The sequence below is a fragment of the Ponticaulis profundi genome (assembly GCF_042659465.1).
Classification (GTDB): domain Bacteria; phylum Pseudomonadota; class Alphaproteobacteria; order Caulobacterales; family Hyphomonadaceae; genus Ponticaulis; species Ponticaulis profundi.
In genome coordinates, this window is the sequence record NZ_JBHSSW010000012.1 from 353,659 (window position 1) to 373,449 (window position 19,791).

At 58.4% G+C, this 19,791-nt stretch carries 18 protein-coding genes; 10 read left to right on the top strand and 8 right to left on the bottom strand.

Features of this window, described 5'->3' with window-relative positions:
• Positions 1 to 17: 17 nt before the first annotated feature.
• The gene (locus tag ACFQDM_RS11015) at positions 18 to 1,313 is read right to left on the bottom strand and encodes a polyhydroxyalkanoate depolymerase (protein WP_377378982.1); all 1,296 of its coding nucleotides are present in this window, start codon (positions 1,311 to 1,313) and stop codon (positions 18 to 20) included.
• A gap of 203 nt (positions 1,314 to 1,516) precedes the next feature.
• Between ACFQDM_RS11015 and ACFQDM_RS11020 the strand changes: the two genes are divergently transcribed.
• Both ACFQDM_RS11020 and ACFQDM_RS11025 read left to right on the top strand, forming a co-directional pair.
• Complete coding sequence (locus ACFQDM_RS11020) at positions 1,517 to 2,941, top strand: D-arabinono-1,4-lactone oxidase (protein WP_377378984.1); 1,425 nt, start codon at positions 1,517 to 1,519, stop codon at positions 2,939 to 2,941.
• Positions 2,942 to 2,999: 58 nt separating this feature from the next.
• Positions 3,000 to 4,214, top strand: a complete 1,215-nt coding sequence (locus tag ACFQDM_RS11025; RefSeq protein WP_377378986.1) for an alanine racemase — start codon at positions 3,000 to 3,002, stop codon at positions 4,212 to 4,214.
• Between the two features lie 6 nt (positions 4,215 to 4,220).
• Here the strand turns inward: ACFQDM_RS11025 and ACFQDM_RS11030 are convergent, their stop codons facing one another.
• Positions 4,221 to 4,949: a glutathione S-transferase family protein gene (locus tag ACFQDM_RS11030; RefSeq protein ID WP_377378988.1), complete on the bottom strand. Its 729-nt coding sequence runs from the start codon at positions 4,947 to 4,949 to the stop codon at positions 4,221 to 4,223.
• Positions 4,950 to 5,039: 90 nt separating this feature from the next.
• Here ACFQDM_RS11030 and ACFQDM_RS11035 point away from each other — a divergent pair, with 90 nt between their 5' ends.
• Entirely contained in the window at positions 5,040 to 5,738 is a 699-nt protein-coding gene (locus ACFQDM_RS11035) for a helix-turn-helix transcriptional regulator (protein ID WP_377378989.1), read from the top strand.
• On the opposite strand, the gene ACFQDM_RS11040 is transcribed toward ACFQDM_RS11035, so the two are convergent.
• Positions 5,735 to 6,352 (bottom strand): SCO family protein, encoded by a 618-nt coding sequence (locus ACFQDM_RS11040; protein ID WP_377378991.1) that lies wholly within the window; start codon positions 6,350 to 6,352, stop codon positions 5,735 to 5,737. The two genes, ACFQDM_RS11035 and ACFQDM_RS11040, sit on opposite strands and share 4 nt — an antisense overlap.
• A gap of 85 nt (positions 6,353 to 6,437) precedes the next feature.
• Here ACFQDM_RS11040 and ACFQDM_RS11045 point away from each other — a divergent pair, with 85 nt between their 5' ends.
• On the top strand, positions 6,438 to 7,823 hold the full coding sequence (locus ACFQDM_RS11045) for an ActS/PrrB/RegB family redox-sensitive histidine kinase (RefSeq protein WP_377378992.1): 1,386 nt from the start codon (positions 6,438 to 6,440) through the stop codon (positions 7,821 to 7,823).
• Positions 7,824 to 7,860: 37 nt separating this feature from the next.
• Positions 7,861 to 8,427: an ActR/PrrA/RegA family redox response regulator transcription factor gene (locus ACFQDM_RS11050; protein WP_377378995.1), complete on the top strand. Its 567-nt coding sequence runs from the start codon at positions 7,861 to 7,863 to the stop codon at positions 8,425 to 8,427.
• An 80-nt stretch (positions 8,428 to 8,507) separates the two neighbouring features.
• Here ACFQDM_RS11050 and ACFQDM_RS11055 read toward each other — a convergent pair whose 3' ends face one another.
• Positions 8,508 to 9,422, bottom strand: a complete 915-nt coding sequence (locus ACFQDM_RS11055; RefSeq protein ID WP_377378997.1) for an SDR family NAD(P)-dependent oxidoreductase — start codon at positions 9,420 to 9,422, stop codon at positions 8,508 to 8,510.
• 241 nt (positions 9,423 to 9,663) lie between these two features.
• Here ACFQDM_RS11055 and ACFQDM_RS11060 point away from each other — a divergent pair, with 241 nt between their 5' ends.
• The gene (locus ACFQDM_RS11060; RefSeq protein WP_377378999.1) at positions 9,664 to 10,962 is read left to right on the top strand and encodes a dipeptidase; all 1,299 of its coding nucleotides are present in this window, start codon (positions 9,664 to 9,666) and stop codon (positions 10,960 to 10,962) included.
• Between the two features lie 45 nt (positions 10,963 to 11,007).
• Positions 11,008 to 11,562 (top strand): GNAT family N-acetyltransferase, encoded by a 555-nt coding sequence (locus ACFQDM_RS11065; RefSeq protein ID WP_377379001.1) that lies wholly within the window; start codon positions 11,008 to 11,010, stop codon positions 11,560 to 11,562.
• On the opposite strand, the gene ACFQDM_RS11070 is transcribed toward ACFQDM_RS11065, so the two are convergent.
• Genes ACFQDM_RS11070 through ACFQDM_RS11085 form a run of 4 tightly spaced genes read right to left on the bottom strand, consistent with a single transcriptional unit; the run spans position 11,486 to position 18,223 of the window.
• Positions 11,486 to 13,513: a DUF7408 domain-containing protein gene (locus tag ACFQDM_RS11070; RefSeq protein ID WP_377379003.1), complete on the bottom strand. Its 2,028-nt coding sequence runs from the start codon at positions 13,511 to 13,513 to the stop codon at positions 11,486 to 11,488. The two genes, ACFQDM_RS11065 and ACFQDM_RS11070, sit on opposite strands and share 77 nt — an antisense overlap.
• Positions 13,510 to 16,350, bottom strand: coding sequence for a DUF4159 domain-containing protein (locus ACFQDM_RS11075; protein ID WP_377379004.1), 2,841 nt, complete (start codon positions 16,348 to 16,350; stop codon positions 13,510 to 13,512). Before ACFQDM_RS11075 ends, ACFQDM_RS11070 begins: the two co-directional genes overlap by 4 nt.
• On the bottom strand, positions 16,350 to 17,219 hold the full coding sequence (locus tag ACFQDM_RS11080) for a DUF58 domain-containing protein (protein ID WP_377379006.1): 870 nt from the start codon (positions 17,217 to 17,219) through the stop codon (positions 16,350 to 16,352). The genes ACFQDM_RS11075 and ACFQDM_RS11080 overlap by 1 nt, the downstream gene beginning before the upstream one ends.
• 5 nt (positions 17,220 to 17,224) lie before the next feature.
• The gene (locus ACFQDM_RS11085; protein ID WP_377379008.1) at positions 17,225 to 18,223 is read right to left on the bottom strand and encodes an AAA family ATPase; all 999 of its coding nucleotides are present in this window, start codon (positions 18,221 to 18,223) and stop codon (positions 17,225 to 17,227) included.
• A gap of 48 nt (positions 18,224 to 18,271) precedes the next feature.
• On the opposite strand from ACFQDM_RS11085, the gene ACFQDM_RS11090 reads away from it, so the two are divergent.
• The 3 genes from ACFQDM_RS11090 to ACFQDM_RS11100 are packed head-to-tail and all read left to right on the top strand — an operon-like array spanning position 18,272 to position 19,775.
• Positions 18,272 to 18,859: a DUF1285 domain-containing protein gene (locus ACFQDM_RS11090; protein WP_377379010.1), complete on the top strand. Its 588-nt coding sequence runs from the start codon at positions 18,272 to 18,274 to the stop codon at positions 18,857 to 18,859.
• On the top strand, positions 18,856 to 19,491 hold the full coding sequence (locus tag ACFQDM_RS11095; RefSeq protein ID WP_377379012.1) for an NUDIX hydrolase: 636 nt from the start codon (positions 18,856 to 18,858) through the stop codon (positions 19,489 to 19,491). The genes ACFQDM_RS11090 and ACFQDM_RS11095 overlap by 4 nt, the downstream gene beginning before the upstream one ends.
• Positions 19,491 to 19,775, top strand: a complete 285-nt coding sequence (locus ACFQDM_RS11100; RefSeq protein WP_377379014.1) for a DUF6111 family protein — start codon at positions 19,491 to 19,493, stop codon at positions 19,773 to 19,775. The genes ACFQDM_RS11095 and ACFQDM_RS11100 overlap by 1 nt, the downstream gene beginning before the upstream one ends.
• The last annotated feature ends 16 nt before the right edge of the window (positions 19,776 to 19,791 follow it).

Genomic DNA, 19,791 nt, shown 5'->3' on the forward strand with positions numbered 1-19,791 from the left:
CGGGTGTTTTTTTGTGCTTATTCAGCGGCGATTTCGAAGGCCTGCTGCCAGTTCCGCTCAACCGTTTTGTCGTGGAAGCGGTGAATGAACTCGACCACGCGCGGCACAATTTCATTGCAGAAGCGCGAGCCATTGAAGACGCCGTAATGGCCGACGCCGGGCTGGATGTAATCGGTGCGCATGCTTTCCGGCAGGCTGGAGCATAGCTCGTGTGCGGCCTGTGTCTGGCCAATGCCGGAAATGTCGTCATTCTCGCCCTCGACTGTCATCAGGGCCGTCGTACGCACTTCGGATGGCTTCACCAGACGGCCATGATGATAGAATTTGCCAAGCGGCAAATGGTGCTCCTGAAACACGCGCTTGATGGTGTCCAGATAGAACTCCGCTGACAGGTCCAGAACGCTCAGATACTCGTCATAGAATTCACGGTGCTTCTGCGCGCTGTCGCCGTCATCTCCAACCAGATGTTCGAAGAAGCTGTAATGCGCGTCGACATGGCGCTCCCAGTTCATGTTCATGAAGCTGGAGAGCTGAACAAAGCCCGGATAAACACGGCGCAGCGCCCCCGGATACGGGAAGGGCACGGTGTAGATCATATTGTCTTCGAACCATTTGAACGGGCGTTCTTCGGCCAGCTGGTTCGGCACGGTCGGTGATTTGCGACAGTCAATCGGCGAGCCCATGAAGATCATGGCTGACGGGCAGTTCGGATCCTTGTCTTCCGCCATCATGGAGATGGCCGCCAGCGTTGGTGGGCCGGGCTGGCAGACTGCCAGGACGTTAGCGCCCGGTCCGACTTCACTGATCATGGTCCGGATATAGGTGATATAGTCATCCAGATCGAAACGACCCTGGATCAGCGGCACCATGCGGGCATCCGTCCAATCGGTGATAAAGACCTCGAAATGCGGTAGGAACGCTTCGACGGTTCCGCGCAGCAGTGTTGCGTAATGGCCGGAAAGCGGCGCCACGATCAGCAGGCGCGGCTGGTGATAGTCTTCGCCAAGGAGTTCGGAAAGGCGCGCCGGGTCGCGGCGGAAATGGATGAGGTCGCACCAGGTATCAGACCAGGCGATTTCCGGCGTTACAGCAATCTCTTCGCCTGCAATTTCGGTGCTCTCAAGTCCCCAGACAGGCTTGCCATACACCCGTGTCATGGACTCGAACAGCGCAGCGCTGGCCGCCATGGACTTGCCGAATTCAGTCCGGCTCAGTGCGTTCAGATCATGCTCGAAGAACATGCGATTGGCGCGTGCCAGCATGCGCATTGGGGCGGCTGCCGCGCGCTGCATTTCGACCATAGTGTAAAGCATGAGGCCTGCTCCGAACTCAGATTGTTGCAATGCAACATAAGCCAGACTGATGGATGTTACAACTCGTCAGTTTAAGGCGAAGATCTTGCGACTTGCCTCGTTCGACAAAATCAATAATAATAGTAAAAACTATAATTGTTCGGGGGGATATATGTTCGACGTCATTTCTGTTTCAGATCTGCTTGTCAGGGCGCGCCGCTGAGATGGCGTCCCGGCGAACCTTTCTGAAAGCGGGCGCAGGCCTGGCCGCGCTGGCTGCTATGCCTGTCGGCGGTCATATCTACTGGCAGACGAAAGACTTCACCCGTAACGGTTTCGACCCGGCGCCGCCGATTGCACCGGATGGTGAAACCAGCTGGATGAACTGGTCCGGCATTGAGCGTTCAACGCCTGTCGACATGCTGTTCCCGGAAACCGAAGACGAATTGGCGGATGTGGTGCGTCGCGCGCAGGCACCCATTCGTCCCGTTGGAAGTGGTCACTCCTTCACCGGCCTCGCGACAAGCGAGGGCATTATGGTGGACATCAGCGCAATGGAAGGTCTGAAGCGCTTCGATCCGGAAACCGGGCAGGCTGTCTTTGGTGCCGGTACGCGCCTGTTTCAGGCCGCGAGCCAGCTGGATCTGCATGAGCGCGCCTTTGCCAATCTGCCTGATATTGACGTGCAGACCATGGCCGGCAGCTTTGCCACCGCAACGCATGGCACGGGCAACCAATTGTCTGCCTTGCATGATGCGGTCACGGCGTTTCGTCTCATCACACCCTCCGGCGACATTCTGGATGTCAGCGCGTCCAGTCACCCAGACCTGTTCGCTGCGGGGCGCGTGTCGCTCGGTGCGCTCGGCATCATCACGGAATATACGATCAATACGGTGCCAGCCTTTAACCTGCACCGGCGCATGCATGTTGAAAAAGTCGAGCCCTTCCTGGAACGGATGGAAGAGCTGGGCGAGACGCACCGCAATTTCGAATTCTTTTATCTCACGGGAACGGGCATGGTTGCCTGGCTCACGCACGACCTGTTCGAGGGGGAGATTGAAGGCCGCGGGGAAAGTCAGGACGATGACACGCTGGATGCCATGAAGGCGCTGCGTGACAGTTTTGGCTGGTTTCCCTGGCTTCGGAAGAAGATCGCGCAAACGGCGATCCCGACAGGGGAGGTCGAGAACTTCACCGATGAATCTTGGGCGCTCTTGTCGACCACGCGGCCGGTCCGCTTTGTCGAAATGGAATATCACATTCCCCGCGAAGCCGCGCTGGCGACCGTCCGGCAGGTCATTCGCAAGCTTGATCAGACATCGGAAGCTTTCTTCCCGATGGAGTTTCGCAATGTCGCTGCCGACACGGCCTGGCTCAGTCCGTTCTCTGACGGGCCGAAATCCTCCATCGCCATTCATGCGGGCGTGGATGAGCGCTATGATTACTTCTTCTCGGAGTTTGAGCCCATCTATCGCGCGGTTGGCGGTCATCCGCATTGGGGCAAGCTGCATTCGCTGGGCAAGGCAGACTTCCTGTCCCTTTATCCGCGTTTCGCTGACTTCCTCGACATTCGCAAGACGCTCGATCCGACGGGTAAGTTTCTGAACCCCCATCTGGCACATATTTTCGGGGAGACATTCAATGGCTAGGCTTTCGAGACGAGTGCTCCTGATCGGAGGGCTTGGTGCAGCAGGAGTGGCAGCCGTAATGAGCAGACCGGAAGACAAGAGCGGGCCAAGAGACCCTTACTTTCTGAAGATGCAGACGGCGTTGGCAGAGGCCAATATCGCGACGCCGACACTGGTGATCGATCGGGCCCGGCTGAACCAGAATATTGATACATTAATGTCCCATCTGCCGGAGGGCATGGGATATCGCATCGTCGCCAAGTCGCTGCCTTCGCTGGATCTGATTGCCCATATTCGCGAGCGGACGGGTACAAATCGGCTGATGACCTTCAACCAGCCCATGCTCAATGCTCTGAGCGAGGCGATGCCCGAAGCCAGCCAGTTGCTGGGGAAACCTCTGCCCATTCAGGCTGCGCGCAATTATTTCGCCGGGCTTTCGCCAGATCGCTCCGATGCCGCAGACAACATTCAGTGGCTGATCGATAGCCCATCGCGGCTGGCCGACTATGAGGCGCTGGCTCGTGCTGAGAACCGGGTTTTTGCCATCAATCTGGAACTTGATGTCGGGTTACACCGTGGAGGCTTTGAACCGGGAGCTGAGCTGCAGGGCACGCTCGAGACCATTGAGAACGCACCTTCGCTTCGGTTCGCAGGCTTTATGGGCTATGAGCCGCATCTGCCGTCCTTGCCGAGCGCACTTGGCTGGCGCGACCGTGCCAAGGCCAATGCCTGGAAACTGTATCGGGCCTGTCAGGCGCAGGCGGTCGATGTGTTCGGTGAAGACCATGTGCGCAACGCTACGCGCAATGCGGCGGGCAGCCCGACCTATCGCTATTATCAGGATACCGATCTTGCCAATGAAGTTTCGGCCGGGTCTTGTCTCGTCAAACCCACCCATTTCGACACCGAGCTTCTGGAGCCACATCTACCGGCGGGCTTCATCGCCACACCTGTGATCAAGGCGATGGACAAGACGCGAATGCCGGGCCTTGAGTTTGCTGACGGTGTCCAGAAAGCGCTGAATCCCAATTACAGCAAAACCGTCTTCATTTATGGCGGCCATTGGCTCGCAGATCCGGTCGACCCGCCCGGGCTGGAATATAACAAGACATTTGGACGCTCATCCAATCAGGAAATGCTGAATGGCGGTCCGGAACTGGAAATGGCGATGGATGACTTTGTCTTCTTCCGTCCGCATCAGAGCGAGGCTGTCTATCTCCAGTTTGGCGATATTGCCGTTTATGAAGACGGCCAGATCGTTGAGCGCTGGCCTGTCTTCCCGGCATCCGCCTGAGCCCGCCTACAGGGCCATTTCCATTTCTGGCCATTTGTCTTCGGCAAGAAAAGTCTCGGTCATGCGTTCCATATAGGCCTCGAGATTGTCATGCCGGCGCACCATCTGGGCAAGCGGGGTATCGAAATAGGGGGTGGCAGCGGAAATCAGCATCGAAGCGACGCTCGCATCTGCCGCTGTCGGCCAGTCACCGAACAGGAAATCGCGCGCACCAAGCTGCAAGGCGATAGCTTCGATATCCCAATTGGCCAGTTGCAGCCTCTCTTCGTGGGAATGACGGCCAAACCCGGCACCAATCTGAGTCTGCTCCAGTTCCTGACGAACGGTTTTGCAGATCTCATCGCGCATATGCGGCGGTGCATCTTCAAAGAAAAGCCGCGGCCCTTTGTTGAAATTGGCCTCCTTCAGCCAGCGCTCCATCATGATGAGCGCGGCGAGATGACCTTCGGCCATGCGCTCGAAGGACCAGCTCGCAGCTTCTTCACGTTCTGAGAGTCCCGCCGTCAGACGTTTGCCCAGCTTTTCCTCGAAATAGGCCCGAATGAAGTTGCTGTCCTCAATCACTTTGCCCTCATCATGGACATAAGGGGCTTTGTGCTTTGAGACGCTTTCCAGGTCTGCGATGGCCCGATCGAAATCAATGCCCAGCATTTGCAGCTGAATTTCACTTTTCATCACATACGGACTTGCCGACGGACAGCCAAACATCGGGCCCCAGCCATAAAGCGTTGTCATCATCTCTCTCCTTCTCAAACGATGATGATGACTTGATATCGAAGGGCTCCTGACAGCATGGTGTCAGGAGCATGTCAGTAAGGGTGGGCCATGCGTAGAACCGAACGACTTTTTCAGATCATCCAGATCCTCCGCCGGAACAGAAGACCGGTGACGGCCCGTACCTTATCAGACGAATTGGAAACGTCTGTGCGTACCATTTATCGCGATATGGCCGAGCTTCTGGCTCAGGGCGTGCCCATTCGCGGTGAGGCGGGCACCGGATATGTGCTGGAGCCGGGCTTTGACATGCCGCCGCTCATGCTCACCGAAGATGAACTGGAAGCCGCGGTCCTTGGTGCGCGATGGGTTGCTGCGCGTGGAGACCAGACTTTGGCCCGCGCGGCGCTGGACCTGATCGCAAAACTCACGACCAGTGTGCCGCTGGAACTTCAGCCCATTATTGTCGATGCAGGCCTGGAGCCGATCAGTTTCCGAAATCGCCTACGCGATAGCGCTGATATGAGCGTTGTGCGTCAGGCCATTCGAACACAGAGCAAGCTTCAGCTCGATTATTGCGATGAAACGCAAAACGTCACGCAACGGACCATATGGCCGTTCCTGATCGCCTATGCCGAGGAGGTGCGCCTGATCTGCGCCTGGTGCGAACTGCGAAATGATTTTCGCAGTTTCCGCACAGACCGTGTGCGCGATGTGTCTCTGTCATCAGACCGGTTTCGTCCGCGCGTCCTGCAATTGCGCCGCCAGTGGGAAGCGCAACGTCGGGCGTGTCGGGCCGGTGAGGGCTAGCTTTCCTTTTCGGGCAGGAAGCTTGCCATGCAGGATGCCATGTCTGTCGGGTGAGATTCATGGGTGAAAAAGGTTTTCAGCTCCCAGTTCTCATCCATCAGGTAAATCAGCGTGGAATGGTCCATGGTGTAACCTGCAGAGCTCGAGGTGTCTTCCGCGCGCTGATAGTAGGCAACGAAGTTCTTGGCCGCCGCAGCAACATCTTCTTCTGAACCGGTCAGACCGACAATGTCCTCCGGGAAGCCATCATTCGAGATGTAGGTTTTGATCAGGTCCGGCGTGTCGCGTTCCGGGTCGATGGAAATCATGATCGTTTGCGGCGTTTCCACATCATCAGGCAGCTCTTCCAGTGCCTGATGGATGCGGTTCAGCGTGAACGGGCAGACATCCGGGCAATAGGTGAAGCCGAAAAAGACGATCGAATACTGACCTTTGAAGTCCTCTTGCGTGACCGGCTGACCATCCTGATTGATCAGATTGATTGGTCCGCCGATTTCTGCGCTGGAGCGCGACGAACAGACATTCTGGGGGCCGGACGATTTGGCGATCTGCCCGGAATTGTCTCCACATGCCGTCAGCAGAACAAGGCTCGACACTAAAATTCGCTTAAGCATAAGGGGAAACGCTCCGTTACTCTGGTCACGATCAAAGCCATCAGATAGGACAGTTTCAGGGGTAAGCAAAGCGAGGGAACGGGACTTGGCAGGACATCTGGATGACAACCAGACGCTTTTTTCTCTTCCAAGAGAAGGACTTGGCGGGGTTGGGTCTGCATTTGGCCGCTTACGGGTGCGCACCTTTGTCGCGACTCGCTGGATTGCGATCGCAGGTCAGGCGGCCTCGGTTCTCTTTGTCGAATTTGTTCTGGGATATGATGTTCCGCTCGCGCTGTGTCTTGCCGCGATTGCGGCATCCGCCTGGCTGAACGTCTTTCTTCAGCTCTCCATGCCGAGCCAGCGGCTTGCCACGACGCCGGAGGCTGTGGCGCAATTTGCGTTCGATATCGTGCAGGTCGCTTTCCTGATTGCGATCACGGGCGGATTGTCCAATCCCTTCCTTCTGATGATCATGGCACCGGCCACCATTGCTGCGGTCAGTCTGGATATTCGCTTATCCGTCAGCCTCGTCTTTCTCGCCTTCGCCTGCACGGTGATCATGGCATTTGTGTCCATGCCTCTGCCGTCTCCGCCGGGAGAGGTCTGGGATGTGCCGCGCTATTTCCGGGTTGGGCAGTTTTCAGCGGTCGTGATCGGGCTTGCCTTCTTCACCCTGACGGCCATCCGGGTGTCGCGCGATGAAGCGCGCCTCGTGCGGGCGCTCGATGCCGCACAAGTGGTGATTGCCCGTGAACAGCGCTTGTCAGCGCTGGGGGCGCTTGCCGCTGCAACAGCGCACGAGCTTGGAACGCCGCTCGCCACCATTCATCTGGTCGCGAAGGAAATGGCTGCGGATCTCGAAAAGGACGATCCGAAATACGAGGATGCCATCCTGGTCGCCGAACAGGCAGAGCGGTGTCGCTCCATCCTCAAGCGCCTCGCACAGGAGCGCGAGGCCGGAGATATTCTGCATGCCCGGCTGCCGCTCAATGCCATGGTTGAGGAGGCCGCTCGCCCGCACAAAGGGCGCGGTCCGCTGGTCGATGTGCGCTGTCTGGCGCACGCGGAAAATGACGAGAAAAAACCACCCGTCCTGCGCCGCTCGCCGGAAATCATTCACGCCCTCGGCGCGTTTATCGAAAACGCTGTCTCCTTCTCCAGCATGGAAGTGAGTGTGGATGCGGTCTGGTCGGAACGTATCATCACAATTACCATCTCCGATGATGGGCCGGGTTTTTCCGCCAGCGTGCTGCCAAAACTCGGTGAGCCCTATGTCAGCGAGCGCAGTTCTGCCCATGCCGGCGGCGGCGATATGGGCCTTGGCTTCTTCATTGCCAAAACGCTGATCGAGCAGAGCGGCGGCGAGGTGGCAACTTTTAACCGACCAGAGCCGGAACATGGCGCCGTTGTACGATTAAGGTGGGAACGGAGCGCTTTGGAGGCTGAAACAACTTGGTCTGCTCACGAAAACGGCTTAAGTGACATATGATTTTGTCTAACTTAGCCACAATATCAGGGGGTTCGATATGAGCGCTGACATCGATATCCATCAGGCACTGGAGTCGATTCCCGACCGGACGTTGCTGGTTCTTGATGACGACGCACCGTTTCGCTCGCGTCTGGCGCAGGCTCTGACGCGCCGCGGTTTCACCGTGTCAGCGGTCGGCACAGTCGCTGAAGCCAAGGATGTGGCGCGCATGAATCCGCCAGCCTTTGCTGTGCTGGACCTGCGTCTCGATGATGGCTCGGGCCTCGAAGTGGTTGAAGTGCTGCACCAGTATCGTGAAGACTGCCGTGCGATCATGCTAACCGGTTATGGCGCGTTGGCGACAGCTGTTGCAGCGGTCAAAGCGGGTGCGGTTGATTATCTCTCCAAGCCGGCAGACGTGGAAGATATCATCAAGTCTCTGCTCGCCCTGCCGGATGAAAAGCCAGAGCCGCCAGAAAACCCGATGTCGGCAGACCGTGTACGCTGGGAACACATTCAGCGCGTCTATGAGCTGTGCAATCACAACGTCTCTGAAACTGCGCGTCGGCTGAACATGCACCGCCGGACCCTGCAACGCATTCTGGCGAAACGCGCACCGCGCTAGGCCGAAATCAGTTCCAATATCAAAAAGCCCGCCAGAGTGATCTGGCGGGCTTTGTCTTTTCAGTCTGGTTCAAACCGACCTTAGATCGGCTCGTATGGGAAGACGCTGGTCGTCGGGCCGAGGTCTTCCATGCTTGGCTTCATGGCTGGCAGGCAGACGTCCAGAATGCTTTCCGGTGTCCAGCCTTCAATATTGGCCATGCTTTTGACCGGGCGGGGCTGGCTGAAGAGAATGACTTCATTACCGCGCACAGAGAAGATCTGACCTGACGTGTCACAGCTGTCTGCACAAAGCGCCAGCGACAGGTTGGAGACCTGTTCAGGACGCATGGCGCGCTTCATGCGCTCGACGCGCTGGGCACTTGCTTCATCCTTGACCGGAATGGACGCAATCATGCGGGTCCAGGCGAATGGCGCGATGACGTTCGAACGGATGTTCTTGCGCTCGCCTTCCATCGCCAGAATGCGGGAAAGTCCCACAATACCGAGCTTGGCTGCGCCATAGTTCGCCTGACCGATATTGCCGATCAGACCCGTTGTGGAGGTGAAGAAGACATAATTGCCTGCTTCCTTGTCACGGAAATATTCAACAGACGCACGCGCAACGTTGAAGGACCCACGCAGGTGAACGGCGATGACGGAATCCCAGTCATCTTCGCTCATTTTGTGGAACATGCCGTCGCGCAGGATACCGGCCGGGTTGATGATGGAATCCAGACCGCCGAATTCCTTTTTTGCGGACTCGATCATTTCCTGCACAGCTTCAAAGTCGGTGACGCTGTCAGAGTTGGAGATCGCGGCGCCGCCAGCTGCGCGGATTTCCGCTGCAACCGATTCTGCCGGACCTGCATCGCCCGCGTCATCGCCTGTCAGTGTGCCGCCAAGGTCGTTGACGACCACATTGGCGCCCATCGCGCCTGCCATAAGCGCTGTTGCCTTACCAATGCCGTTGCCGCCACCGGTAATCAGAATCGTTTTGCCGTCGAGTAGACCCATTTTCCTCTCCCGTGTAGTTAACTCGCACCATTTCTAACTCAGCCGGTTCGAAAGAAAACCCTTTTCTCTGCGGCCAGCCAGACGGGCGTTGTGCGCTGATGCATCGTCTGTGATCGCGATTGCTCAATTTCAGCGCGCACGGGGAATTGAAGGGCAGGAAGGCTTGCGGTGCAACCGTCGATTTGTGCAGTGTCGCGGGACACGACTTTTTATCGACACGGCATTTTCGGAGGTTGTCCATATGTTTTCCCGTTTCAAATCAGTTGCGCTTGCGACCACAGCGCTCGCCTTTGTGTCTGGCGCAGCGATGGCGCAGGAAGCGGCTGACTCCGCGACAACACCTGAAACCGAAGAGATGAGCGATCTGCGCGCGTTTCACGAAAGCCTGCTCGTTCTGGACTCACACCTGGATACGCCCGCTCTGCTGGTTCAGCCGGGCTTTGACATTACCCAGCGCTATTCCACCGATGAAGACTATTCTCAGGTTGACCTGCCGCGCATGAAGGAAGGTGGTCTCGATGGTGGCTTCTGGGTGATCTATTCACCGCAAGGACCGCTGACCACCAAAGCTTACCAGACCATTCGGGATACAGCGCTTTTGCGAGCGCTTTCCATCCATGAGATGGTCGCAGGCCATCCGGACGAGTTTGAACTCGCGCTCAATTCCGAAGATGCCGAGCGTATTCATGAAGATGGCAAGCGGATTGTCTATATCAGCATCGAAAACAGCTACCCGCTGGGTGAAGACATCTCCATGCTCGACACATTCTACAAGCTGGGAGTGCGTATGGTCGGCCCGGTCCACTTCCGCAACAACCAGTTTGCTGACAGCGCAACCGATATTGCCGGTCCGCAATGGGATGGTCTGTCGCCGCTTGGTGAAGAGCTGGTCAAACGCGCCAATGAACTCGGTATGATTGTCGATGCCTCACACGCGCATGACATGGTGTTTGATGATCTGATGGAGCTGTCCAAGACACCGATCATCCTGTCTCACTCTGGTTCCAAGGCGATCTATGATCACCCGCGCAATATTGATGATGAGCGTCTGAAACAGCTCGCTGAAAGCGGCGGCCTGATCCAGGTCAACTCCTATGGCGGTTATGTGCGGGAGCTGGCGAACAATCCGGAGCGCAGTGAAGCCCTAAGGGCGCTTTATGCAGAAATGGATTCCGGCGGTCCGAAAACCGCTGAAGCCTATCAGGCCATGCTCGCCAAGCGCCGCGAAGTGGACGAGAAATACCCGCCAGCTACAGCGACGTTCGAAGAGTTTCTGGAACACCTGCTTCATATTCTCGAAATTGCCGGTCCCGAGCATGTGGGCCTGGGCGCAGACTGGGATGGCGGCGGCGGTGTGGCCGGTATGGAAGATGTCAGCGACCTGCCGCTCATCACCTACCGACTGCTCGATGAAGGTTATACCGAGGAAGATCTCGCCAATATCTGGGGGCTGAATCTGGTACGTCTGCTCAAGGCGGCAGAGGACTATGCAGCCAGCCTGAAAGAGGCTCCGCCAGTCGAGGAAACCGAAACCGAATAGAAAAGAGTGCTTGTTTCATCGCGCAAGAGCTTTTAGACGCGCGCGATGATTACTTATCTTCCTGAAACGCCCGACCAGCATGGTCGGGCGATTGAGACTCTGTTCGACGCAACCTTTGGACCGGGGCATTTTGCCAAGACGGCTGAACGTGTGCGCGAGTTCAGTGTCTCCCTGCCAGACATCACGCGCGTTGGCATTCAGGATGGGAAACTGGTGGCTGTCTGCCGCGTCTGGCCAATCCTGATCGGTGGTACGCCTGTTTTGTTTTATGGCCCGATCGCCGTGTCACCAGAACTGCAGGGCGAGGGCATTGGTCAGGCCGTCACCGAAGAATCTCTGCGTGCAGGCGAAGCAGCAGGCCATCAGTTTGCCTGCCTGATCGGGGCACCGGTCTATTTCGAACGCATGGGCTTTGAGGTCGTCGCGCGTGGTCAGCTGAAAATGCCAGGTCCGCAGGATATGAAACGCGTCATGCTGCGCCGGCTGGCGGCATCATCAGAGACGCCATTCCCGGCAGGGGATGTCACTTTCCCTCTCGACGCCATGCAAGCAGAAGCAACCCAAAGAGCATACCTGCGACGAGCCAGGCTGGCAAAATAGGGTGGGTTTCGCTGTCGCGAACCACATAGGCTTCCCGGTCTCTCAAACCAATCCAGTCACCTCCCGCGCCGCCATTTCGGGTCGCGCGGATGTTCGGCGTGTCTGAAGCGGAACGAACCCGTCTCACCGATCCGTCTGTTGCATCGGCCAGCGGCTGGAGCACCTCCGTGGTCGAGCGCAATTCCTCATATTCGCGCGGTTGGGAAGGGCCCAGCAAATGCAGGGCGCGCAAGCCTTCGGAATCGGCGCGGTATAGGCCAAGTCGGCTCACATCCTCGCGGATTTCATAGACCGTGTCGTCATTCTGTTGCCAGACGAGTTCGCGCTCACTGCCGTCCGGTGCGGTGAGGGTGAGCGGTTCAGGTGCAGGTGTCAGTGTGGTGAGGCGCGCAATCAGCGTTTGCCCATCAGACGACAGAGACAGGCGCTCTTCCTCCAGCTCGGGCTCCTTCATCATCCAGTGAACCAGACGGCGAATGAGTTCTGCAAACGGGCCACCGCCATCATGACCACGTGCCCAGAGCCAGAGATGGTCAGACATCAGCTCGGCAACGCGGCCTTCGCCGACCCGGTCCAGAGCGAGCAGAGGCGCGCCATTTTCCCCGGTCATCAGCACATCGCCGGTGACGCGTCGTGCCTCGATCTGGCGATACCATTGGCCGAATGTGTTCTCATCCAGCGTGCGGGTGACGCTGTGCTTGCGACCAAGCTCTGACAGTGTCGGTTTGAAAGGTTCCTCGAACACCTCACCGCTTGGTGCCAGCGGCAGGACAGACGCAAGCGGTGTGCGATGCAGGCTTTGTGGTCCTGCAAAGGGTTTGCCAGCTGCGATCAGAAGCGCGCCGCCGCGATCCACATAGCGCGCAATGTTATCCAGATAGCGCAGATGCAGCACGTTACGGCGCTTATAGCGATCAAAGATGATCAGATCGAACTCATCGAGCTTTTCCTCAAACAGTTCGACCGTTGGAAAGGCGATGAGCGCGAGCTCAGAGGTCGGCGTCGCATCCTGTTTGTGCGGCGGACGCAGAATGGTGAAATGCACCAGATCGACCATCGGGTCTGATTTCAGAAGATCACGCCAGGCGCGTCCGCCCTGATGGGGTTCACCTGTGATCAGGAGGACGCGCAGCGTGTCACGAATGCCGGTCAGCGTTGCTGCGGTCAGATTGTTGATCGTGGTGAGTTCGCCGCTCACTTCGGGAATCGAGAACACCACCGTGTTTGGGCCGCGACGGTCCACTTCGACAGGGATTTCGCTTTCAAGGCCGGGCTGCACCGGCACATAGAAGGCGGGCAGATCGTTGACGCGTACTTCCACCCGGACAACAGATGCCTCGGCTTCCACATTCACCTTGAACAGCGCTTCATCGCCAACAATGCCATAGGAGGGCGATTGCGTGATCTCGATCCGGCGATCCTGCTCGTCCTCGCGGCCGACAATGAGGCTCTGTACCGGGCCAAAGGCTTCAAGGCCCTCCAGGTCGTCCGGCACGTCATGGGCCTGACCATCAGTGATCATGATGGTGCCTGCGATCTGGCTGCGCGGCATGTCAGACAGCGCCGAGATCATGCGCGTGGTGAGCGCTGTCTCCGGAGCATCAGCCTGTGTTTCAACACGGCGGACCTCGAAATACTCAGAGCCCGTCAGCTGGTCTTCAATCGCAGCAGCGATCTCGGAGGCGCGATCTTCGCGGCCATCGACTTCCATGCTGGCCGAACGGTCGACGACCAGCGCAACCGTGCTTTTTAGCGGATCACGGTTTTCCTGAATGAGCAGCGGGTTGGAAAGCGCTGCCGTGATGATGCACAGGGCGAGAGCGCGGGTCAGCCAGGCGCGACCACCGCGGAACGCATAAAAGCCCCAGACAATCAGGCAGGCGATGCCAAGCGCAGCAAACGCCCAGAGCGGAATGAACGGATCAAAGCCGAAACGGGAAGCTTCCATCATTGCGGCGTCTCCCCATTGTTGTTCGGCCGGATGATGTTTTCCAGCTCGAAGTCTGTGTCAGGACGCAGATCCGGTGGGCCGCTCTCTTCCTCCTCCTGACGCATACCATCGGTGATCTCACCCAGACGGTCGAGCAGGGATGGAATATGCACCTGATCATCCTTGTAATTGCCGGTGAGGATATACATCACGATGTTGACGCCGGTGCGGTAGGCCATTTCGCGGTTTCGCTCGCCGCCTTCAACCGAATAGACCGGACGGCCACGATCATTGAGAGCCCAGGCGGCTGTGAGGTCGGCATCGGTGATGAAAATACCGGAAATGCCATCACCTTTATAGGTGTTGCCGGCGCTCTCCGATGGCGCTTCGATCCAGATCGGACGGTCCGGATAGCGCCCGGTAAAGCCGTCCAGAAGATAGAAGCTGCGGGTCAGGACATGGTCCTCGTCCACGCGCGTCAGCGGCGGAACATCCAGGCCCTGCAAAAGCGTGGTGAGGCGGGTATCACGGGCGCTTTGTGCACTGACATCACCGCCGCGCCGGGTGTCGATGACCAGTGCGCCGCCATTGCGCAGATAGGCTGCGAGCGCTGTTTTCTCGTCTTCGTCGAGCGTCAGGCCAGCCTCGGGCATGAGCAGCATGATCAGCGGATACAGACTGATCGGGTCTTCGGCCAGATCAATGGCGTCGGGTGAAGATGGCTCGACGGTTGTGCGCCGGTAGAGGAGGGTGGAAAGACCCTGCAGGCCGCTGCGGGCCTGTTCATCAAGGGTGCGGTCACCGGTCTCGATATAACCGAATTTAAGTTCGAGCGCGGCAGGCGGCGCTTCTTGCGCGTGTGCGTCTCCGATCGGCAGAGCAGCCATAAACAGACCAGCGGCCAGCAGCGGAAGGAAAGCTGCGGCCTTGCGCGTAAATGGGAGGGCGAGACGTCCGGACAGGATCAGAGACACAATCAGGTCGATCAGCAGCAGGAGCATGGCAGCGACCAGAAGCGGAGCGGCATAGCGATGTCCGGTCCGCTCAGCGACGGTGCTGATGGTCACGCTGTCAGGCCATTCCGTGACGAGCCCATTATCGAAGCCCTCGCCTGCATTGAGGGGCAGGGAGAGCGTGTTGCCTTCATAGACACCGGCTGGATGTTCGCCATTGGCGGTGATGCCGGTGATTTCATCGGGCTGGATCGGGCGCGCTGTGCTCGGCGGTGTGCGCACCGAGCCAAATCCGTCGAGCCAGAAGCGAGGTGCCAGGCTGGTTTCAGATTGCAGGGAGAGTTCGCCCAGTTCGCGTGTCGGCAGGGTGATGCGGCGCATGATTTCAACAAAGGTGCCGGAGAGCGGCAGATCGGACCAGCCCGGACCTGCCGTCACATGGAAAAGGATCAGACGGCCATTGCCTTCACGGCTTGCGGTGATGAGCGGCGTGCCATCCTCAAGGCTCGCCCAGGTGCGGCTTTGCAGCTCAGGTGACGGTTGAGCAAGGACCTGACGGCGGACTTCGACATTGCCGGCCTGCGCCATGCTGGCGAACGGGCTGAAATCAGGAAAAGCGGCGAGTGCCTGCGGCGTGTCCCATGACAGGGCGCTGTCAAAGGCGCGCGAGGCCGGGCGCAGAGCAACCGGCAACAGCTCGTCGGTCTGTGCGGCCATGCGCGGGCCTGCAAAGCGGATCAGCACGCCGCCAGCATTCACCCAGTCGCGCAGCTGAGCCTGTTCAGTCTCTCCAAGCCGGCCAATGTCCGTCAGGATGATGGCACCGAGATCTTCACCCAGCAGTTCATCCAGCGTGCCTTCGGTAATCGTCGCAAAGGGGGCGAGCGCCTTGCGGAGATAATAGGTGTCTGCGAGCAGAGGCTGAACCTGCGCCGCTTCAGAAAGCAGGCCGACACGTCGTGTCCGGCTGGCACCTTCCCAATACCAGACACCCCCTGCACTCGATTGTCCGAGCACGCGGAAATAGGCGATATTGGTCTGCAAGTCCTGCGGCAGGTCAAAAGCAAGGTCCAGTTCCCTGGCGCCGGACGCGAAACTGCCAGAGACTGACGAGACCGAACGGCCAGCCTGATCAAATGCTGTCAGCGTCACATCCCGCGCGCCATCGGTTCCGGCGCGTGACAGGGTCAGCACGGGCGCGCTGGAGGTGATGGTCAGCGCCTTGATCGCGATGACGTCTCTGGCTTCGAGTGGCACAACCGAGACAGGTCCCAGCCCGCTCAGCTGGTCCACCAGTGCGTCAAACCCTTCGCCATTGACCGCATTGGCAATCCAGAGCGTCTCGACATTATTCAGCTCAGACGCATCGAGTCGCTCAGCGAGGCCCGCCAGATCGGGGCGCCAGGCCACAGGTCGCAGCGCGCGAACGCGGTTGCGCGCCTCTGTTGGCGTCAGTCGCTCGGCCAGTGCTTCGGTCAGGTCTTCGCTCTGGGTATTGGTGATCAGATAGATGCCGCGATCGCGATCCAGACTGGCCAGCAGGTCCAGCGCCGCGGACTGGCGCGATGACCAGTTGGTTGCCGAGGCCCAGTCATTGTCCATCAGAAACAGAATATCGCGCTGGCTCTCGGTGGTTTGCGGTGCAGGCGGTGACCAGATGGGCTGAGAGAGCCCAAATATGGCCAGTGTTATCGCCAGCATCCGCAGCAGGATGATCCACCAGGGCGTTTTGTCCGGTGTTTCTTCCATATGTCTGAGATCGCCGAACAGGGCGAGGGAAGGCAGTTCTTCGGTTTTCGGCTGAGGCGGTGTTGCGCGCAGCACCAGCCACAAAAGCGGCAACGCCAGCAGAGCGATCAGCGCGAGCGGCGCTGCAAACACCAAGGGACCGAGGGCTAGGCTCATCAACCGGCTCCTTCAACGCTTAACAGCTGGAGCAGGGCGAAGGCGGTTTCGAGCGGTTCGTCGCTCGTTTTATGCGAGAGGAATTGCCAGCCAACGCTCTGGCAGAGCGTGCGCAAGGCATCCTGACGCTCGGCAAACCGCGCAAGATAATCATCGCGCATGGTTTCGGTGCGTCCGAAGATTTTCTCGAGCCCCGTACCCGGCAGCCGGAAGCGCACACGGCCGGAATAGGGAAAGTCTGTCTCTTTCGGGTCGACCACTTGCAACAGAATGCCGGTCCGGCCTTCACCGGCTTCGCGTTCAATCCAGCTGCGCAAATCGTCCAGAGGCTGATAGAAATCGCTGGCGAGGATCAGATGTGCCGCCTGCGGTTCCGGCACAGCAGGAACGCGGCTTTCTCCGTCAATGTGCAGAAAATCATCCAGCATGCGTCCCGGCGAGTGAGAGGTCATGCTCGCACCATTGGCACCGCCCATCACACCGGCCATATCGCCGGTTTCGCAATAGCGCATGGCAATGGCCGTCAACAAGACGCGCGCTCGATCGGCCTTGCTTGGCAGGCGCGCATCGCTGCGCCAGTCGAATCCGGCGCTTCCATCGACCCAGAGCGAAAGCAGTCGCGCCGACTGCAGCTCATGCTCGCGAATGAAAAGCTCATCACCGGTCGCAGACCGCCGCCAGTCGATTGCACCTGCCGTATCTTCCGGTGTCTGACTGCGATACTGCCAGAAGTCCTCGCCCTGTCCGGAACGCTGTCGCGAGGCCGCACCGGGACTGGCGGTCGTACGATAGCCGGAGCCTGACCCGAATGGGGGCAGGGCAGCAGCCAGCGTTTCAACATGAGCACGAAGTGCGGCGAAGGATTCCATAAATCTCAGGCAGCTTTGGCGGCGAGGGTCTGGATCAGCTCTGGCAGGCTTGGCGTCTTGCCAGATGGATCAAAACGCATGGCCATGCGGTGTCCGAGCGCTGGCTCGGCAAGGGCTTCCAGATCCTCGACAGACGGGGCAAGGCGTCCACGCAGCAGGGCGCGTGCGCGGCAGGCCAGCATCAGCGCCTGACCGGCGCGTGGGGATGGGCCCCATTTGACCTGCTTGCGCACGGTTTCATCAGCGCTCTGTTCCGGGCGTGCATTACGGATCAGGTTGAGAATACGCTCAACAACCTGCGTGCCGACAGGCAGATCGCGGATCAGTTTCTGAATGGCAATCAGGCGCTCCGGCGTCAGCACAGTTTCAAGCTGTGTGTCCTTGCCGCTGGTCGTCTCAACCAGAATCCGGCGCTCTGTGTCGGCATCGGGATAATCGACCTGGATCTGCAACAGGAAGCGGTCGAGCTGAGCTTCAGGAAGCGGATAGGTGCCTTGCTGCTCAATCGGGTTCTGCGTTGCAAGCACATGGAAAGGCGCAGGCAGATCATGGCGATGACCGGCAATCGTGACGTGATGTTCCGCCATGGCCTGCAGCAAAGCAGATTGCGTACGCGGGCTGGCGCGGTTGATCTCGTCGGCAAGCAAAAGGCTTGTGAAAACCGGGCCAGGCAGAAAACGGAAGGAGCGACGACCTTCATCATCCTGTTCCAGAACCTCTGACCCCAGAATATCTGATGGCATGAGGTCTGGCGTGAACTGTACGCGGCCCGATTGCAGGCCCAGAACATGTCCGAGGGAATCCACCAGCCGCGTCTTGGCCAGACCGGGCGCACCAATCAGCAGAGCATGCCCGCCCGCAAGGATGGCGCAGAGTGTCAGCTCGATCGTCCGGTCCTGCCCGAAGACGACTTTTGCGACCTCCTCACGGACCTTTGCGAGGTCTGCCATGGCGGACTCAGCCAGCTGCGTTTCAGATTCCGGGGCGGTTATTTCTTCACTCATGCAGACATTACACCTAAATCAGACTCAAAAAGAGATAAGGAGACGCGTGTGGTCAGCCAACCGACAACAGATATCGAACAGCTGAACAAGACATTGCAGGCGATTATCCCGAATGCAAAGGGAGAACGAAAACTGCCGCCCGTCGACCAGTGGAATCCCGAACATTGCGCTGATATTGGCATGGAAATTCGCAAGGATGGCTCCTGGTGGCATGAAGGCACTGTTTTCAAGCGCCAAAAACTCGTTGACCTGTTCTCGACCATTTTGCGCAAGGATGCGGATGGGTCCACCTATTTGGTGACGCCTTACGAAAAGGTCATCGTCCATGTGGAAGATGCGCACTTTATTGGCGTTCGAATTGATCTTGCACGGAAAAATGATCTTCCAGTCATCGTGGTGACAACGAATATTGGCGAGAGTGTGGAGGTTTCTGCGGATCATCCGCTTCGCGTGGAAATCGATCCTGAAACGCAGGAGCCATCTCCCTATGTGCTGATCCGTGGTCGTCTGGAGGCGAAACTCGCGCGTCCGGCTTTCTATGAACTGGTGGACATGGCAGAAGAAAAGAATGGCGAACTTCTGGTAAGCTCGCATGGTGAGACTTTCTCCATCGGATCGGTGAGCGAACAGGCATGAGCTGGGACGGACCAGACGATTTTCTTGATCGTCTGCAGAAAAAACTAATCCCGACATTCGGTGATATGGACGCGCCTGTGGGCGGCGATCTGCATCTGCTTGATGAGGGACAGGATCAGAAACTGCGCGATGCAGGCGTTCTGATCGGTGTGGTGGATCGCGGCGAGAATGATCTGAATGTCATCCTCACCCAGCGCCCCAATTCGATGCCGACGCACCCCGGCCAGGTCGCCTTGCCGGGTGGCAAGGTTGACCCGACCGATCAGGGGCCGGTTCATGCGGCGCTGCGCGAAGCCAAGGAAGAGGTGGGCGTGGAGCCAACCAGCGTCGACCTGCAGGGCCGGGCTGATATCTATGTGACAGGCACTGGCTTTCGGATCACGCCTGTGATCGGCATTCTGCCGCCCGATTTCATTGCCATTCCGGACCCGCATGAAGTGGATGACGTGTTCGAAACACCGCTGTCCTTTCTCATGAATCCGGACAATCACATCCGCAAGACCACCAACTGGAAGGGCATTGAGCGCTCCTATCTGGAGATGCCGCATAATGGCCGTTACATTTGGGGGGTGACGGCGGGCGTGCTGCGTGCACTGTATGAGCGCCTGTATCGAGAGGATGATCAGACCTGATGACCAGAATTCTGCTGCAGCTGTTATTGATTCTGGTGCCGTTTGCGATTTTCGCGCTTTACCGGTTTGCCACCCGTCATGCGCGCACCGAACGTCAGAAATGGCCGATTGCGGTTCTGACGGGCATTGGTTTTGCCATATCGGCGGCGTTTTACGGCTGGGTCTATTTCCGCGAACCGCATGGCGACCGGACATGCTATTCGGCGCCGCGTTTTGTGGATGGGGAAATCATACAGGGTGAGGTCATTCCGTGCAGCGATGCCAGCATTGACAGCCGGGATTAGCGAAGGGCGCAAAACA

What these genes read in the sequence shown, in the direction of transcription:
- ACFQDM_RS11075 (WP_377379004.1), bottom strand. Translation starts at nt 16,350, where the DNA reads ATGAGCCTAGCCCTCGGTCCCTTGGTGTTTGCAGCGCCGCTCGCGCTG.
- ACFQDM_RS11065 (WP_377379001.1), top strand. Translation starts at nt 11,008, where the DNA reads ATGATTACTTATCTTCCTGAAACGCCCGACCAGCATGGTCGGGCGATT.
- ACFQDM_RS11015 (WP_377378982.1), bottom strand. Translation starts at nt 1,313, where the DNA reads ATGCTTTACACTATGGTCGAAATGCAGCGCGCGGCAGCCGCCCCAATG.
- ACFQDM_RS11035 (WP_377378989.1), top strand. Translation starts at nt 5,040, where the DNA reads ATGCGTAGAACCGAACGACTTTTTCAGATCATCCAGATCCTCCGCCGG.
- ACFQDM_RS11040 (WP_377378991.1), bottom strand. Translation starts at nt 6,352, where the DNA reads ATGCTTAAGCGAATTTTAGTGTCGAGCCTTGTTCTGCTGACGGCATGT.
- ACFQDM_RS11055 (WP_377378997.1), bottom strand. Translation starts at nt 9,422, where the DNA reads ATGGGTCTACTCGACGGCAAAACGATTCTGATTACCGGTGGCGGCAAC.
- ACFQDM_RS11070 (WP_377379003.1), bottom strand. Translation starts at nt 13,513, where the DNA reads ATGATGGAAGCTTCCCGTTTCGGCTTTGATCCGTTCATTCCGCTCTGG.
- ACFQDM_RS11025 (WP_377378986.1), top strand. Translation starts at nt 3,000, where the DNA reads ATGAGCAGACCGGAAGACAAGAGCGGGCCAAGAGACCCTTACTTTCTG.
- ACFQDM_RS11085 (WP_377379008.1), bottom strand. Translation starts at nt 18,223, where the DNA reads ATGAGTGAAGAAATAACCGCCCCGGAATCTGAAACGCAGCTGGCTGAG.
- ACFQDM_RS11020 (WP_377378984.1), top strand. Translation starts at nt 1,517, where the DNA reads ATGGCGTCCCGGCGAACCTTTCTGAAAGCGGGCGCAGGCCTGGCCGCG.
- ACFQDM_RS11095 (WP_377379012.1), top strand. Translation starts at nt 18,856, where the DNA reads ATGAGCTGGGACGGACCAGACGATTTTCTTGATCGTCTGCAGAAAAAA.
- ACFQDM_RS11030 (WP_377378988.1), bottom strand. Translation starts at nt 4,949, where the DNA reads ATGACAACGCTTTATGGCTGGGGCCCGATGTTTGGCTGTCCGTCGGCA.
- ACFQDM_RS11080 (WP_377379006.1), bottom strand. Translation starts at nt 17,219, where the DNA reads ATGGAATCCTTCGCCGCACTTCGTGCTCATGTTGAAACGCTGGCTGCT.
- ACFQDM_RS11060 (WP_377378999.1), top strand. Translation starts at nt 9,664, where the DNA reads ATGTTTTCCCGTTTCAAATCAGTTGCGCTTGCGACCACAGCGCTCGCC.
- ACFQDM_RS11050 (WP_377378995.1), top strand. Translation starts at nt 7,861, where the DNA reads ATGAGCGCTGACATCGATATCCATCAGGCACTGGAGTCGATTCCCGAC.
- ACFQDM_RS11100 (WP_377379014.1), top strand. Translation starts at nt 19,491, where the DNA reads ATGACCAGAATTCTGCTGCAGCTGTTATTGATTCTGGTGCCGTTTGCG.